Raw genomic sequence first — 14602 nt, forward strand, 5'->3', positions numbered from 1 at the left:
CACCCAACGGCAAGAAGCCATCAGCCACACCCCGCCGTCCCGGGCATCCAGAACACCCCGTCCTGGACATCAACAATCTTATGGAGAAGCCATGAAGTTCACCGTCGGCATCGCCATGAGCCCGCTCGACCAGCTGACCGAACTCGCCCAGTGCGCCGAAGAGTGCGGCTACGCCTCGATCGCCCTGCCGGACTCCCTCTTCTTCTCCGAGAAGGTCTCCGCCGACTATCCCTACACGCCAGACGGCTCCCGCATGTGGAACGCCGATACCCCGTGGGTCGACCCGTTCGTCGCCGCGGCCGCGATGGGCGCGGTGACGTCCCGGATCCACTTCTACACGCAGGTCCTGAAACTGGGCTCCCGCAACCCGTTGCTGCTCGCGCGGCAGATCGGCTCGGTCGCGCACATGACCGGCAACCGGTTCGGTTTGGGCGTGGGGTTGGGTTGGTCGCCGGAGGAGTTCGAGTGGTGCGGGGCGCCGTTCAAGAACCGCGGCCCGCGGGTGGACGAGATGATCGACGTCCTGAAGCTGGTGCTGGGCGGCGGCATGGTCGAGTACCACGGCAAGTACTTCGACTTCGACCGCCTGCAGATGTCGCCGGCGCCCACCTCGCCCGTCCCGTTCTACGTCGGCGGCCACTCCCCCGCCGCCCTGAAGCGCGCGGCCCGCGTCGGTGACGGCTGGACTTCCGCGATGATCAAGTTCGCCGACCTCAAGTCGGTCATCGCACAACTGACGGACCTCGGCGCGTTCGAGCGGCCGTTCGAGATCCAGGCCGTGTGCGTCGACCGGTTCGGGCTGGACGGCTACCGGCAGCTCGACGAGATCGGCGTGACGGACGTGATCGTGGTGCCGTGGCTGTTCTACGGCGTCGGTTTCGACGGCAGCCTGCAGGCCAAGAAGGACGGACTTCGGCGCTTCGCCGACGAGGTGATCGGAGAGTTCGCATGACCGCGGTGACCTGGAAGGCCTCCAACACCGAGACTCCCGCGCGGGTCGCCTCGTGGCGCTCGATGGACGCCGTGACGCGGGGCGCGAAGGACGAGTGGCTGGCGTTGTTCGCCGAGGACGCCGTGGTCGAGGACCCGGTCGGCCCGTCGATGTTCGACGCCGAGGGCAAGGGGCACCACGGCAAGGCAGCGATCGCCGCGTTCTGGGACCTCGCGATCGCAGGCGTCGAACGGTTCGAGTTCGCGATGCACGACTCGTTCGCGGCCGGGTCCGAGTGCGCCAACGTCGGCACCATTTCCGCGTTTCTGCCGGGTGGCATGCGGGTCGACACCGAGGGCGTGTTCGTCTACCGCGTCGGCGAGGACGGGCTGATCCGGTCGGTGCGAGCGTTCTGGGAGACGGAACGCGCGATGGGCACCCTGCGCCAGGACGGCTGAAAGGGACTGGCACGACCTCCAGACGTGCCAGTCCCCGGCTTTCACTCGTTGTCGATCACGCCGACCGCCCCGGCGCTGCAGCGCCGCAGTTCCAGCTGGTAACGGCCGGACAGACCGGTCACCCGCCCGCGGGCGGCGACGCCGGGGTCGGCCGTGCCCCTGCCCACGAGCACCCCGGAGCTCACCTCGCGCAGTTGGTACGAGCACGCCGTCGGGCGCAGGCGGTTGTCGACGAAGTAGTCGATGAACTGCTCGGCCGGGATCGCGGCGGTGGTGCAGTTGCCGCTCGAACCGACCACGCAGCGCGAGCTGGCGGCCGACGCCGGCGTGGCCGTGCTCGCCGCCGCAGCGGCGAGCACCACGACCAAGCCCGCCTTCTTGAGCACTGAGAGCATTCCGAATTCCCCCTCGGATGTGATTCGCCGTATTCGTCCCGGCGAGCTCTCAGTCTGCTCCGATCTCCGCCTACGCGTACTGGACTTGGAACTCTTTGATGCCGTTCAGCCAGCCCGACCGCAGCCGCCGAGGTTCCTCGAGCTGCCGGATGTTCGGCATCGCGTCGGCGATCGCGTTGAAGATCAGGTCGATCTCCAGCCGCGCCAGGTTCGCGCCGATGCAGAAGTGCGCGCCACTGCCGCCGAAGCCGAGGTGCGGGTTGGGGTCGCGGGTGATGTCGAACTTCTGCGGCTCGCTGAACACCTCTTCGTCGAAGTTCGCGGACGAGTAGAACATCCCGACCCGCTGTCCTTGCTTGATCTCCACGCCGCTCAGCACGGTGTCCACCATTGCGGTGCGCTGGAACGACATCACCGGCGTGGCCCACCGGACGATCTCGTCGCAGGCCGTCGCGGGCCGTTGCGCCTTGAACAGCTCCCACTGATCGGGATGGTCGAAGAACGCCTTCATGCCGTGCGTGATCGCGTTGCGCGTGGTCTCGTTGCCGGCCACGGCAAGCAGCAGCACGAAGAAGCCGAACTCTTCCGACGCGAGGAACGCACCGTCCGCGTCAGCCTGGACGAGCTTGGTGACGATGTCCGAGCGCGGGCACTTGCGCCGGTCCTCCGCCATCGTCCACGAGTAGCCCAGCAGCTCGGTGGCCGCGGTGAGCGGTTCGATCTCGAACTCGGGGTCGTCGTAGGCGATCATCTGGTTGGACCAGTCGAAGATCTTGCGGCGGTCGTCCTGCGGGATGCCGATGAGCTCCGCGATCGCCTGCAGCGGGAGTTCGCACGCCACGTCCGTGACGAAGTCACCGCTTCCCTTGACCACCGCCTCCGCCACGATCCGCTCGGCACGCGCGGTGAGGGCTTCACGCAAGGCGTTGACCGCCTTGGGGGTGAAGCCGCGGGAGACGATGCCGCGCTGCTTGGTGTGCGTCGGCGGATCCATGTTGAGCAGGAGCAGCCGCTGCATCTCGATGTTGTCGCGCGGCATGTCGTCCTTGAACCGGATGATCGCGGTGTTCTCGCGGCTGGAGAACACCTCGCTGTTGCGCGAGACCTCCTTGACGTCGTGGTGCTTGGTCACCACCCAGTAGCCCTCGTCGGGGAAACCGCCCTGGCCGTGCGGTTTGGAGTTCCACCAGATCGGCGCGGTCCGGCGCAGTTCGGCGAGCTCGTCGACCGGCAGGCGACTCGCGTACATGTCGGGGTCGGTGAAGTCGAAGCCTTCCGGGATGCGCGGCTTGCCCACAGGCACCTCCTAGGTGGAACGCGTTCTATCTGATTCAAACACGCTTGCGCCTTGTGTTGAAGCCCCCAGGCCGCCAATCTGGAGCCCTACAGGAACGTGTTCTAGTTTCCAGAGGAGGCTCGCGTGGGCAGTCCGGTGATCGTGGGAGCGGTGCGCACGCCCATCGGCAGGCGCAACGGCTGGTTGTCCGGCCTGCACGCCGCCGAGCTCCTCGGTGCGGCACAACAAGGTCTTCTTGACCGAACCGGTGTTGATCCGTCCACTGTCGAACAAGTGATCGGCGGCACCGTGACCCAGGCGGGCGAGCAGTCCAACAACATCGCCCGCACCTCCTGGTTGCACGCAGGCCTGCCGCAAACCACCGGCGGCACCACCATCGACGCCCAGTGCGGCTCGGCGCAGCAGTCCACCCACCTGATCGCCGGCCTGATCGCTGTGGGCGCGATCTCCTGCGGCATCGCGTGCGGAGTCGAAGCCATGAGCCGCGTCCCTCTGCGCAGCAACATCGGTGACGCCGGCTCACCCCGCCCCGAGTCGTGGAGCATCGACCAGCCCAACCAGTTCGTCGGCGCGGAACGCATCGCGGCCCGGCGCGGCATCGGCCGCGAGGAGGTGGACCGGTTCGGTGTCCAGTCGCAGACCCGAGCCCAGCGCGCCTGGGCCGAAGGACGGTTCACCGCCGAGGTCGTCCCGGTGAAGGTCGGCGAGGAACTGGTGGAGACCGACCAGGGCCTGCGCGAAACCTCGCTCGAGGCGCTGGCCGCGTTGAAGCCGGTCATGCCGGACGGGGTCCACACGGCGGGCACGTCGTCACAGATCTCGGACGGCGCCTCGGCCGTGATGGTCGTGGACGAGGACTTCGCGCGGGCGCACGGCCTGAAGCCTCGGGCCCGGATCGTGTCGCAGTGCCTCGTCGGCGCGGACCCGTACTACCTGTTGGACGGGCCGATCGACGCCACGGCGCGGTTGCTGCAGCGCAGTGGGATGAAGATGGCGGACATCGACCTGTTCGAGGTCAACGAGGCGTTCGCGTCGGTCGTCTTGTCGTGGGCCTCCGTGCACCGGCCGAACCTGGACCGGGTCAACGTCAACGGTGGGGCGATCGCTCTCGGTCACCCGGTGGGCAGCACGGGCACGCGGCTCATCACTACGGCGTTGCACGAGTTGGAGCGCAGAGATGCGACGACTGCGCTGATCACGATGTGCGCCGGCGGGGCGATGGCCAGCGGCACGATCATCGAACGGATCTAGTGGCGTGGGACGTGGGTTGCGTGACGCGGTGATCAGGTGTTCCGGCGGAACGTGCAGGGCGTGCTCGACCCGGTGGCGCCACCCGCCGGAAAGGTGCTCTGAACTGGTTCGGACATGACCATCGACAAAGTCGTGTCCTCACAATTCAGAGCACCTTCGCCGCGATCGGCAACCAGCAGCATGAAGCGAAGGGTTAGCTCAGCCCTTGCGCCAGCGCTGGTTGAGGCCGGCGTGACAGGTCCACTGGATCACCGCGGCGCCGTTCTGCTGGCTCGCACCGCTCACGTCCAGGCACTTGCCGCTGTGGGACGCCACCAGGCGGAAGTAGCCGCCGCCTACGTCGACCTTTCGCCAACGCTGGTTGCCGCCACCGTGGCAGGGCCACTGGATCACCGCAGCACCCTTCTGCTGGCTCACACCGCTCACGTCCAGGCACATGCCGCTGTGTTGAACGATCAGCTGCACGTGCTGGCCACCGGCGGGCACGATCACCCACTGCTGGTTGCCGCCGCCGTGGCAGGACCACTGGATCACCGCGGCGCCGTTCTGCTGGCTCACACCGCTCACGTCCAGGCACTTGTCGCTGTGGGCGGCGACGACCGGCCGGAACTGCGACGCGGCGCTCGCCGAGCCGGTCCCCGTGAGCATCATCGCCGCGAACACGCAAAGAACAGCGCTCACGCCGACAATTCTTGCTCTCGAGGGCCGTCGACTACGTACCGACATAATTGCGGTAACGGGCTGCATTGGCACGACACCTTTCTCCTGGCGAAATTCGAGCGTTGTTCGGCTCGACCAAAAGGATGTCGGCGGGGCCTCGTGCGGACAAGCAAGGCGGCCTGGTTGCACCGGAAGGTGTCAGTTTAACAAGTGATTCTCCCGCATCCGTTGCCGCAGGGCGCAGCACACCACGTGCCACGCCCCGCACGGCTAAGGTTTTTTATCCTTTCGAGTATTGGTTGGTTGCGCGCTGTGTCACACCAGCCGGCCGAACGGCGGCCGCGCGCCTCAACCCCAGCTCGTCGTTGGCTGCGTCCGGTTCATTGACATGGTCGCGCTGGTGACGGCGCGCCATTTCGAGGGTGCAACCGCGTGCGAACAGATCGGACTTCATTCGATCGTGAAATGGAGTCAGCAGTCGTCAATCCGCCAGACACCGTTCTCCCGAACCCATGGCTCGCTCCGCTGATTCAATTCGGAATTCGCGTAGGTGGAGGTCACCCGCCCCAGGTCGCCGGAAATCTGGTCGACCTTGAGCGACACGATTTCCTGCGGTCCGTACAATTGGCTCGCCGCCGCGAGCACCTGAAGAAATCCGGCGCGTGGCATACGTTCCTTGCAGCGCTGTGAAAGCAGCTCATACGCCTCGCTTCTCCCGGAGAGGAACGCTGCTGAGTACGCACGCACCGCTGCTTCCAGCTCTGCTGACGAACCCCTTGTCACTGTCGGCGCCACTGTTGTCGCACCTGTTTCGTCGCGCGTGTTTGTTGCCGTCGGCTGTTCTTTGCTCCCGCAGCCTGCGAGGGCCGCGAGCACGCCCAAGACCGTCACTAAGGACGCCAATCGAGTCACATCTGGCGGTCGGGTACCGGTGGCGCTGCGTTACCCGTTGCCGCAGGCATTCACTCGATCTCGCGACGCCGCACGGCCTGCAAGCCACACACGGCAGAAGACCGACATGGGCCGCTCCTGGCAGCTCCTGCTCAGGCGCCGTACACCGGTACCGGGTGATCGTCCGCGACCAGCTGGTGCACCACCCCGCCCAGCTCCTCCGGCGACCACCGCGCCCCCTTGTCGATCTCCGGCCCTCGCCGCCACCCGTGAGCGACGCAGATCCGCCCGCCGTCGACCTCGAACATCCGCCCGGTCACGTCCCCTGCCTCCGCAGAACCCAGCCACACCACCAGCGGCGACACGTTCTCCGGCGCCATCGCGTCAAACCCGTCGTCCGGCGCAGCCATCGTGTCCGCGAACGTCGCCTCCGTCATCCGCGTCCGCGCGGCCGGAGCGATCGCGTTGACCGTCACGCCGTACCGCGCCAGCTCTGCGGCGGCCACGAGCGTCATCGCGGCGATCCCCGCCTTGGCCGCCGAGTAGTTCGCCTGCCCCACGCTCCCGAACAACCCGGCCCCGGACGACGTGTTGATCACCCGGCCCGACACGCTGCCGCCGGCCTTCACCACGCCCCGCCAGTACGCCGCGGCGTGGTGCAGCGGCGCGAAGTGGCCCTTGAGGTGCACGCGCACTACCTCGTCCCACTCGTCCTCGCCGCAGCTCACGATCATCCGGTCGCGCACGATCCCGGCGTTGTTCACCAGCACGTCGAGCCCGCCGAAGGCTTCCAACGCAGCATCGACCACCCGCGCGGCGCCGGCCCAGGTGCCCACGTCGTCGGTGTTCACGACCGCGCGCGGACCGATCAACGAGGCCACCTCGCCCGCCACCGCCGCAGACAGGTCGTTCACCACCACCCGTGCCCCAGCCGCGGCGAACGCCAGCGCGTGCGCTCGCCCGATGCCGCGACCGGCACCGGTCACGATGACGACCCGGTCCTCGCACAAGCTCATGACGAACCCCCATCGGTGTCGGCCGCTGCCAGGAACGGGGGTACCTCGCCCCCGCCGTGCACAACCAAGGTCGAGCCGGTCACGTACGAAGCCAGCGGCGAAGCGAGGAACACCGCGCACGCGCCGATTTCGTCGGGCGTCGCCAGCCGCCCCAGCGGCACAGTCCGCTCAACAGCCGCGATGCCCTCCGCAGACCCGTAATGCAGGTGAGACTGCTCGGTCCGCACCATCCCGACCGCCAAAGCGTTGACCCGCACCCGCGGCGCCCACTCGACGGCCAGCGACGCGGTCAGGTTGTCCAACCCGGCCTTCGCGGCGCCATAAGCAGCAGTTCCAGGTGACGGGCGACGGCCAGAAACACTGCTGACCATCACGATCGAACCGCCGGAGTCCTTCATCACCCCGTAAGCGGCCTGCGACACCAGCAACGGCGCCAGCAGGTTCAGCTCGACGATCTTCTGGTGGAACCGCGGCGAAGCCTTGTCCGCCAACGCGTACGGCGCCCCGCCCGCGTTGTTCACCACGACGTCGAGCCGCCCGAAACGATCAACCACGGAGGACACCAGCGACGAAACCTGCTCAAAATCCCGCACGTCGCACGGCATGAACACCGCACCAGGCACGTCAGCAGGACGGCGAGCACAGGTCACCACCACAGCCCCAGCGGACAGGAACGCGCGAGTGATCCCGAGACCGACACCTCGCACGCCGCCCGTCACCAGGACAACGCTTCCGTCGAGGGACAGTTCCACGATGCACCTACCCCGGTCGCTCCGGCGCTGCTAAATTACCAAGCAATCGCTTGGTTCGGAAGGCGGCGCGATGGGAATCTCCAGCAGCCACACCGAAAACGGCATCATCGAGGTCACGATCGACTATCCCCCGGTCAACGCCATCCCCTCGGCCGGCTGGTTCGAGCTGGCGAAGACGATCACGGGGGCGGGCGAGGACCCGGAGGCGCGGGTCGTCATCCTGCGCGCCGAGAACCGCGGCTTCTGCGCGGGCGTCGATCTCAAGGAGATGCAACGCACGCCCGGCCACGCGGCTCTCCTCGCGGCGAACCGGGGCTGCGCCAAGGCGTTCGCGGCCGTGTACGACTGCGAGGTGCCGGTCATCGTCGCGGTCAACGGCTTCTGCCTCGGCGGCGGCGTCGGACTGGTCGGCAACGCGGACGTCATCGTCGCCTCGGACGACGCCACGTTCGGCCTGCCCGAGGTCGACCGGGGCGCCCTGGGAGCCGCGACCCACCTGGCCAGGCTCGTCCCGCAGCACCTCATGCGGACGCTGTACTACACGGCCAGGAACGTCAGCGCGCAAACCCTGCACCACCACGGCAGCGTCTTCGAGATAGCCCCGCGCGCGCAGCTCGACGACGCGGCCCGCGAGATCGCCAGGGACATCGCCAAGAAGGACCCGACGGTGATCCGCGCGGCCAAGGAGGCGATCAACGGCATCGACACCCAGCGCGTGCACCAGAGCTACCGCTTCGAGCAGGGCTTCACCTTCGAGCTGAACCTCACCGGTGTGTCGGACCACGCCCGGCAGGCCTTCCTGGACGGAAACCATGCGCGACAAGCGAATGACAGCTGACGAGGTCGGCAGCGAGATCAAGGACGGCATGACCGTCGGCATCGGCGGCTGGGGCTCGCGGCGCAAGCCGATGGCCCTGGTCAAAGCAATTCTCAAGAGCAACGCCAAGGACCTCACCGTCGTCACGTACGGCGGCCCGGACGTCGGGCTGCTGTGCGCGGCCGGCAAGGTCCGCAAGCTGGTTTACGGGTTCGTCTCGCTCGACACGATCCCGTACGACCCGTGGTTCAAACGGGCCAGGGAGACCGGTGCGATCGAGGTGCTGGAGCTGGACGAGGGCATGTTCCAGACCGGCCTCAAAGCCGCCGCACACCGGCTGCCGTTCCTGCCGATCAGGGCTGGGCTGGGCTCGGACGTGCTCAAGTACGCCCCGGAGCTCAAGACCGTCCGCTCACCCTACGACGACGGCGAAGAGCTGGTCGCCATGCCTGCGTTGAAACTCGACGTCGCGCTGGTCCACCTCAACCGCGCGGACCGGCACGGCAACGCCCAGTACCTCGGCCCGGACCCGTACTTCGACGACCTGTTCTGCCTGGCCGCAGATCGCCGTTACGTCTCATGCGAGCAGATCGTCGAAACGTTCGACGGGCCGCCGCAAACCTTGCTGCTCAACCGGATGATGGTCGACGGCGTCGTGGAAGCACCGGGTGGCGCGGGGTTCACGAGCTGCGTGCCCGACTACCCGCGCGACGAAGCCCGGCAGCGCGAATACGCCGAAGCAGCGGCAGACCTGGAGAAATGGGCCGACTTCGAGAAGAGGCTGCTGGCATGAGCGACATCACCAGGGCCGAGATCTGCGTGACCGCCTGCGCCGACCTGTTCGCCGGAGCCGGTGAGACGCTCGCCAGCCCGATGGGCCTCATCCCGTCCCTCGGCGCGAAGCTGGCCCGCCTCACCACCGAGCCCGATCTGCTGCTCTCCGACGGCGAGGCCTTCCTGCTCACGCCCGAGTCCACTGTGGAGGGGTGGCTGCCGTACCGGCAGGTGTTCGACGTCGTCGCGCACGGCCGACGGCACGTCGTGATGGGCGCGAACCAGGTCGACCGGTTCGGCAACCAGAACATCTCCGCGATCGGCGACCACGCCAAGCCCACCCGGCAGCTGCTCGGGTTCCGCGGCGCGCCCGGCAACACGATCAACCACCGCACCAGCTACTGGGTGCCGCGGCACAGTCCGCGCGTGCTGGTCGAGGCGGTCGACGTGGTCTCCGGCGTCGGCTACGACCGCGCTGTCGGCCCGTTCCACGACATCCACCGCGTCGTCACGAACCTAGCCGTGCTCGACTTCAACACCCCGGACCACTCGATGCGGCTGGTCTCCACGCATCCCGGCGTGTCCGTCGACGAGGTCCAGAAGCAGACGTCGTTCCCGCTCACCGCAACGGACGTCGTGGAAACGCGGCTCCCGACCGACGAAGAACTCGAGCTCATCAGAACGAAGCTCGACCCGGATGCCAAGCGGGACAAGGAAGTCCCGTCATGAGAACCGCCCTGACCGAACTGGTCGGTGTCAAGCATCCGGTGGTGCAGACCGGCATGGGCTGGGTCGCCGGGCCACGTCTGGTCTCCGCGACCGCCGAAGCAGGCGGGCTCGGCATTCTGGCCTCGGCCACGATGACCTACGCCGAACTCGAAGCCGCCATCAAGGAGACCCGTTCCCGCACGTCCCAACCGTTCGGCGTGAACCTCCGCGCCGACGCGCAGGACGCCCAGGAACGCGTCGACCTGCTCATCCGCGAACAGGTCAAGGTCGCTTCCTTCGCACTGGCCCCGAAACCCGACATGATCGCCAAGCTGACCGACGCCGGCGTGGTCGTGATCCCGTCGATCGGCGCGGCCAGGCACGCGGAGAAGGTCGCCAAGTGGGGCGCTCACGCGGTGATCGTCCAGGGCGGCGAGGGCGGCGGCCACACCGGTGGTGTGGCAACGACTCTGCTGCTCCCGAGCGTGCTGGACGCCGTGGACATCCCGGTGATCGCGGCGGGCGGCTTCTTCGACGGCCGAGGTCTCGCGGCCGCACTCGCGTACGGCGCGGCGGGAATCGCGATGGGCACGAGGTTCCTGCTCACCCAGGAGAGCACGGTGCCACAAGCGGTCAAAGCCGCCTACCTGCAACGAGACCTCAACGGCACAGTCGTGACCACCCGCGTCGACGGCCTGCCGCACCGGGTCCTGCGCACCGACCTCGTCAACCACCTCGAGCAGTCCGGCAAGATCAGCAGCCTCACCAGAGCGATCACCAACGCCGCCAGGTTCCGGCAGCTCACCGGACTGTCGTGGCGCGCGATGATCCGCGAGGGCCTGGCCATGAAGCACGGCAAGGACCTCACCTGGGCCCAGGTGATCATGGCCGCGAACACGCCGATGCTGCTGCGCGCCGGACTCGTCGAGGGCAGGACCGACGCGGGCGTGCTCGCCTCCGGTCAGGTCGCCGGTCTGCTCGACGACCTGCCCACCTGCGAACAGCTGATCACCACCATCGTCGCCGACGCCGAGAAGATCATCGACCAGCTCAGAGACGTTCGATGATGGTCACGTTCGCCTGACCGCCGCCCTCGCACATCGTCTGCAACCCGTACCGGCCGCCGGTCCGTTCCAGCTCGTGCAGCAACGTCGTGAACAGCTTCGTGCCGGTCGCGCCGATCGGGTGCCCGAGTGCCAGCGCTCCCCCGTTGACGTTGACCCGCCCGAGATCGACCTTGAGCTCCTTCGCCCAGGCCAGCGGCACGGACGCGAACGCCTCGTTGATCTCGAACAGGTCGATGTCCGAAATGGACATGCCGGCCCGTTCCAACGCGTACTTGGTGGCACGGATCGGCGCGGTCAGCATGTAGATCGGGTCGGATCCGCGGGCCGAGATGTGGTGCACCCGTGCCCGCGGCGTCAACCGGTGCTCGCGCACCGCCCGTTCCGACACGACCAGCACCGCCGAGGCACCGTCGGAGATCTGCGACGACAGCGCGGCGGTCGTCCGGCCACCCGGCCGCAACGGTTGCAGCGCCGCCATCTTCTCGGCACTCGTGTCCGGCCGCGGGCACTCGTCGTGCACGACCCCGTCGACCGGCGCGATCTCCCGGTCGAACCGGCCCTCCTTGATCGCGGTGATCGCCCGCAGATGGCTCTGCAGCGCGAACTCCTCCATCTCGCGCCGCGACAGGTCCCACCGCACCGCGATCAGGTCGGCGGCGCGGAACTGGTTGACCTCCTCGTCGCCGTACCGGTGCTGCCAGCCCTCGCAGCCCTCGAACGGGCTCACCGTCATGGCGGAGGAGATCGGCACCTGCGACATGTTCTGCACGCCACCCGCGACGATCACGTCGGCCGTACCGCTCATGACCGCCTGCGCCGCGAAGTGCAGCGCCTGCTGGCTCGACCCGCACTGCCGGTCGACCGTCACGCCCGGCACCTGCTCCGGGAACCCCGCCGCCAGCCACGCTGTGCGCGCGATGTCGCCGGCCTGCGGGCCGACGGTGTCCACGCAGCCGAAGATCACGTCGTCCACGTCGGTCGGGTCGACGTCGACCCGGTTGAGCAGCGCGGTGATCACGTGCGCGCCGAGATCGGCTGGGTGGACGTGACTGAGCTCGCCGCCACGCCTGCCCGCCGGGGTCCGCACAGCCTCGATGATGTACGCCTCGGCCACGAGGGCCCTCCTTCTTACGTCTTCGAGTTCTTTCGGCGACCCGTCGCGATGCCGTCGAGCAGGATCGCGAGATATTGGTCGGCGACGGCGTCCGCGGACAGGCCGCCGTCCGGCCGGTACCAGCGCACGGCCACCCACACCGTGTCGCGGATGAACCGGTAGGCGAGATCCACGTCGAGATCGGCGCGGAACACGCCCGCGCCCATGCCGTCCTCCAGCAGCACCGTCCAGAGCTTGCGGAACTCCACGTTGCGGTCGTGGAGATACGCGAACCGCTCCAGCGGCATCAGGTGCTTGGACTCGTTCTGGTAGATCGCGACCTCGGCGTGCCGGGCGTCGATCGCCTCGAACGACGCCACGACCAGCGCCTTCAGCGTCTGCTTGGGCTCGAGGCCGGCGTCGACGATCTCCCGGTACCGCTCGAACAGCTCGTCGAGGAAGGTCCGCAGGATCTCGTCGACCATCGACTCCTTGGAGTCGAAGTGGTGGTAGAGGCTGCCGGACAGGATGCCCGCCGCGTCCGCGATGTCGCGCACGGTCGTCTGCCCGTACCCGCGTTCGGCGAACATCTGCGCCGCCAACGCGAGCAGCTCCTGCCTGCGGCCACTCATCGGTCGTTCCTTCCTCACGGGTGCTGACTGCTCACCGAGACGACCTCGCCCGTCAGGTACGACGAGTAGTCGCTGGCGAGGAACACGATCACATTCGCGACCTCCCACGGCTCGGCGGCGCGCCCGAAAGCCTCGCGGGACGCCAGCTCCGTCAGCAACTCCTCACTGGTGACCTTGGCGAGGAACGGGTGCGCAGCCAAGCTGGGGGCGACCGCGTTCACCCGGATGCCGTGCTCGGCCACGTCCATCGCGGCGCACCGCGTCAACGCCATGACGCCCGCTTTCGCCGCCGCGTAATGGGCTTGACCCTGCTGGGCCCGCCAGCCGATCACACTGGAGTTGTTAACAACGACACCGCTTCGCTGGGCGACCATTTGGCGTAGTGCGGCCCTGGTGCAGCGGAAGGTGCCGTTCAACGTCACGTCGAGCACTCGTGACCACTCGTCGTCGGTCATGTCCAGCACCGACTTCTCACCGCCGAGGCCCGCGTTGTTGACCATCACGTCGATGCGGCCGTAGCGCTCGACTGTTTCGTCAACGAGCGTCTGCACCTGCTGCTCGTTCGTGACGTCGCACGGGATCGCGTGCGCGGTGCCGAGCGCCTCGTGGGTTTCCTTGAGGCGACGCTCGTGCCAGTCGCTGATGATCACCGTCGCGCCCTCTTCGAGGCACCGTCTCGCGGTGGCCGAGCCGATTCCAGTGCCGGCAGCGGCCGTCACGACGACAACTTTGTCCTTGAGCAGGTCATGACCGTTCATCGCGGCAACCCCAGGATTCGGTGGGCGATGATCTCGCGCTGGATCTCGTCCGAGCCGCCGTAGATCGTCTCCGCGCGGCTGAACAGGAACATGCGCTGCCACTCGCTGTCGTCGAGCATCGACGCGGGACCGAGCGACTCCATCGCGAGCTCACCGAGCCTGCGGTGCCAGCCGCCCCAGAACAGCTTCAGCACGGACGCCTCCGGGCCTGGTTCGTCGTTGAGGGTTCTGAGGGTGTGCGAGCGCATCACGTGCAGTTCCAGCCACGCTCTCGTCAGCTTCTCCCGCATCTCGTCCGGTGCCTGCGCCATGATCGCGTCGAGTTGGCGGCGGAAGCTCACCTGGTGGCCGAGCATCGCGGTGCCGCGTTCGAAGCCGAGCGTGGCCATGGCGATCTTCCAGCCCTCGCCCGGCTGCCCGACGATGTTGTCGCGTGCCGTGACCGCGCCGTCGAAGAACACCTCGTTGAACTCGGACGTGCCGGTGAGCTGGCGGATCGGCCGGACTTCGATGCCGGCCTGGTTCATGGGCACCAGCAGGTACGAGAGGCCCTGGTGGCGTTGCGATCCGGGCTCGGTCCGGCACAGGACGAAGATCCAGTCGGAGTAGTGCGCGTTCGACGTCCAGATCTTCTGGCCGTCGATCACCCACTGGTCGCCTTCGAGCCTCGCCCTGGTTTGCACGCTTGCGAGGTCCGAGCCCGCGCCGGGCTCGGAGTAACCCTGGCACCACAGCTCGTCGAGGCTGCGGATCTTCGGCAGGAAGCGTTCCTTCTGCTCTTTCGTGCCGAACGCGATGAGCGTCGGGCCGAGCAGCCCCTCGCCCACGATGTCGACCTTGGCCGGTGCGTCGGCCTCCGCGTACTCCTCGTGGAAGACGACCTGCTCCTCGACGCTGCGCTCGCCGGGCCAGCCGAGGCAGGTCCACCCGTGAGCCGCCAGGTGCCGGTGCCACCGCAGCCGTCCCTCGAACGCCTCGTGCTCGCGGCCTGGCCCGCCGAGACCGCGCAGCTCGGCGAACTCACCGACGAGGTTGGCGGACAACCATTCCCGCACCTCGCGCCGGAAGGACTCCATGCGCCATACTCTAACCTACCAAGCAC

Annotated in this window: 17 protein-coding genes; 7 read left to right on the top strand and 10 right to left on the bottom strand. The window is 67.8% G+C overall.

Going from position 1 to position 14602, the window contains the following annotated elements; all coding sequences use genetic code 11:
• The first annotated feature begins 91 nt into the window (after window positions 1–91).
• Window positions 92–952, top strand: coding sequence for a TIGR03619 family F420-dependent LLM class oxidoreductase (locus DI276_RS20925; RefSeq protein ID WP_112265969.1), 861 nt, complete (start codon window positions 92–94; stop codon window positions 950–952).
• Window positions 949–1389, top strand: a complete 441-nt coding sequence (locus DI276_RS20930) for a nuclear transport factor 2 family protein (RefSeq protein ID WP_112265967.1) — start codon at window positions 949–951, stop codon at window positions 1387–1389. Before DI276_RS20925 ends, DI276_RS20930 begins: the two co-directional genes overlap by 4 nt.
• A gap of 41 nt (window positions 1390–1430) precedes the next feature.
• On the opposite strand, the gene DI276_RS20935 is transcribed toward DI276_RS20930, so the two are convergent.
• Both DI276_RS20935 and DI276_RS20940 read right to left on the bottom strand, forming a co-directional pair.
• A complete protein-coding gene (locus DI276_RS20935; RefSeq protein WP_112265965.1) occupies window positions 1431–1784 on the bottom strand; it encodes a hypothetical protein in 354 nt (117 codons plus the stop codon).
• 70 nt (window positions 1785–1854) lie between these two features.
• Window positions 1855–3081: a cytochrome P450 gene (locus DI276_RS20940; protein ID WP_112265963.1), complete on the bottom strand. Its 1227-nt coding sequence runs from the start codon at window positions 3079–3081 to the stop codon at window positions 1855–1857.
• 123 nt (window positions 3082–3204) lie between these two features.
• On the opposite strand from DI276_RS20940, the gene DI276_RS20945 reads away from it, so the two are divergent.
• Entirely contained in the window at window positions 3205–4332 is a 1128-nt protein-coding gene (locus DI276_RS20945; RefSeq protein WP_112265961.1) for a steroid 3-ketoacyl-CoA thiolase, read from the top strand.
• 198 nt (window positions 4333–4530) lie between these two features.
• On the opposite strand, the gene DI276_RS20950 is transcribed toward DI276_RS20945, so the two are convergent.
• The 4 genes from DI276_RS20950 to DI276_RS20965 form a co-directional block, all read right to left on the bottom strand.
• Window positions 4531–5013, bottom strand: a complete 483-nt coding sequence (locus DI276_RS20950; protein WP_232836798.1) for an RICIN domain-containing protein — start codon at window positions 5011–5013, stop codon at window positions 4531–4533.
• Window positions 5014–5463: 450 nt separating this feature from the next.
• Entirely contained in the window at window positions 5464–5868 is a 405-nt protein-coding gene (locus DI276_RS20955) for a nuclear transport factor 2 family protein (RefSeq protein ID WP_198680788.1), read from the bottom strand.
• A gap of 167 nt (window positions 5869–6035) precedes the next feature.
• A complete protein-coding gene (locus DI276_RS20960; RefSeq protein WP_112265957.1) occupies window positions 6036–6899 on the bottom strand; it encodes an SDR family oxidoreductase in 864 nt (287 codons plus the stop codon).
• Entirely contained in the window at window positions 6896–7651 is a 756-nt protein-coding gene (locus tag DI276_RS20965; RefSeq protein ID WP_112265955.1) for an SDR family oxidoreductase, read from the bottom strand. Before DI276_RS20965 ends, DI276_RS20960 begins: the two co-directional genes overlap by 4 nt.
• A gap of 70 nt (window positions 7652–7721) precedes the next feature.
• Between DI276_RS20965 and DI276_RS20970 the strand changes: the two genes are divergently transcribed.
• From DI276_RS20970 to DI276_RS20985, 4 genes are read left to right on the top strand one after another with little or no spacing between them, the layout of a single operon-like run.
• Complete coding sequence (locus tag DI276_RS20970) at window positions 7722–8489, top strand: enoyl-CoA hydratase family protein (protein WP_112265953.1); 768 nt, start codon at window positions 7722–7724, stop codon at window positions 8487–8489.
• Window positions 8464–9261, top strand: coding sequence for a CoA transferase subunit A (locus DI276_RS20975; protein ID WP_112265951.1), 798 nt, complete (start codon window positions 8464–8466; stop codon window positions 9259–9261). Before DI276_RS20970 ends, DI276_RS20975 begins: the two co-directional genes overlap by 26 nt.
• Entirely contained in the window at window positions 9258–9971 is a 714-nt protein-coding gene (locus tag DI276_RS20980; RefSeq protein WP_112265948.1) for a CoA-transferase subunit beta, read from the top strand. Before DI276_RS20975 ends, DI276_RS20980 begins: the two co-directional genes overlap by 4 nt.
• Window positions 9968–11017, top strand: coding sequence for an NAD(P)H-dependent flavin oxidoreductase (locus tag DI276_RS20985; protein WP_112265946.1), 1050 nt, complete (start codon window positions 9968–9970; stop codon window positions 11015–11017). The genes DI276_RS20980 and DI276_RS20985 overlap by 4 nt, the downstream gene beginning before the upstream one ends.
• Here DI276_RS20985 and DI276_RS20990 read toward each other — a convergent pair.
• The 4 genes from DI276_RS20990 to DI276_RS21005 are packed head-to-tail and all read right to left on the bottom strand — an operon-like array spanning window position 11001 to window position 14576.
• A complete protein-coding gene (locus DI276_RS20990) occupies window positions 11001–12131 on the bottom strand; it encodes an acetyl-CoA C-acetyltransferase (protein ID WP_112265943.1) in 1131 nt (376 codons plus the stop codon). The two genes, DI276_RS20985 and DI276_RS20990, sit on opposite strands and share 17 nt — an antisense overlap.
• Before the next feature lie 14 nt (window positions 12132–12145).
• Window positions 12146–12742, bottom strand: coding sequence for a TetR/AcrR family transcriptional regulator (locus tag DI276_RS20995; RefSeq protein ID WP_112265941.1), 597 nt, complete (start codon window positions 12740–12742; stop codon window positions 12146–12148).
• A gap of 14 nt (window positions 12743–12756) precedes the next feature.
• A complete protein-coding gene (locus tag DI276_RS21000) occupies window positions 12757–13500 on the bottom strand; it encodes an SDR family oxidoreductase (protein ID WP_112265939.1) in 744 nt (247 codons plus the stop codon).
• The gene (locus tag DI276_RS21005; RefSeq protein ID WP_112265937.1) at window positions 13497–14576 is read right to left on the bottom strand and encodes an acyl-CoA dehydrogenase family protein; all 1080 of its coding nucleotides are present in this window, start codon (window positions 14574–14576) and stop codon (window positions 13497–13499) included. Before DI276_RS21005 ends, DI276_RS21000 begins: the two co-directional genes overlap by 4 nt.
• Between the last annotated feature and the right edge of the window lie 26 nt (window positions 14577–14602).

This window comes from Lentzea terrae, from assembly GCF_003265345.1.
In the GTDB taxonomy this organism is placed as follows: domain Bacteria; phylum Actinomycetota; class Actinomycetes; order Mycobacteriales; family Pseudonocardiaceae; genus Lentzea; species Lentzea terrae.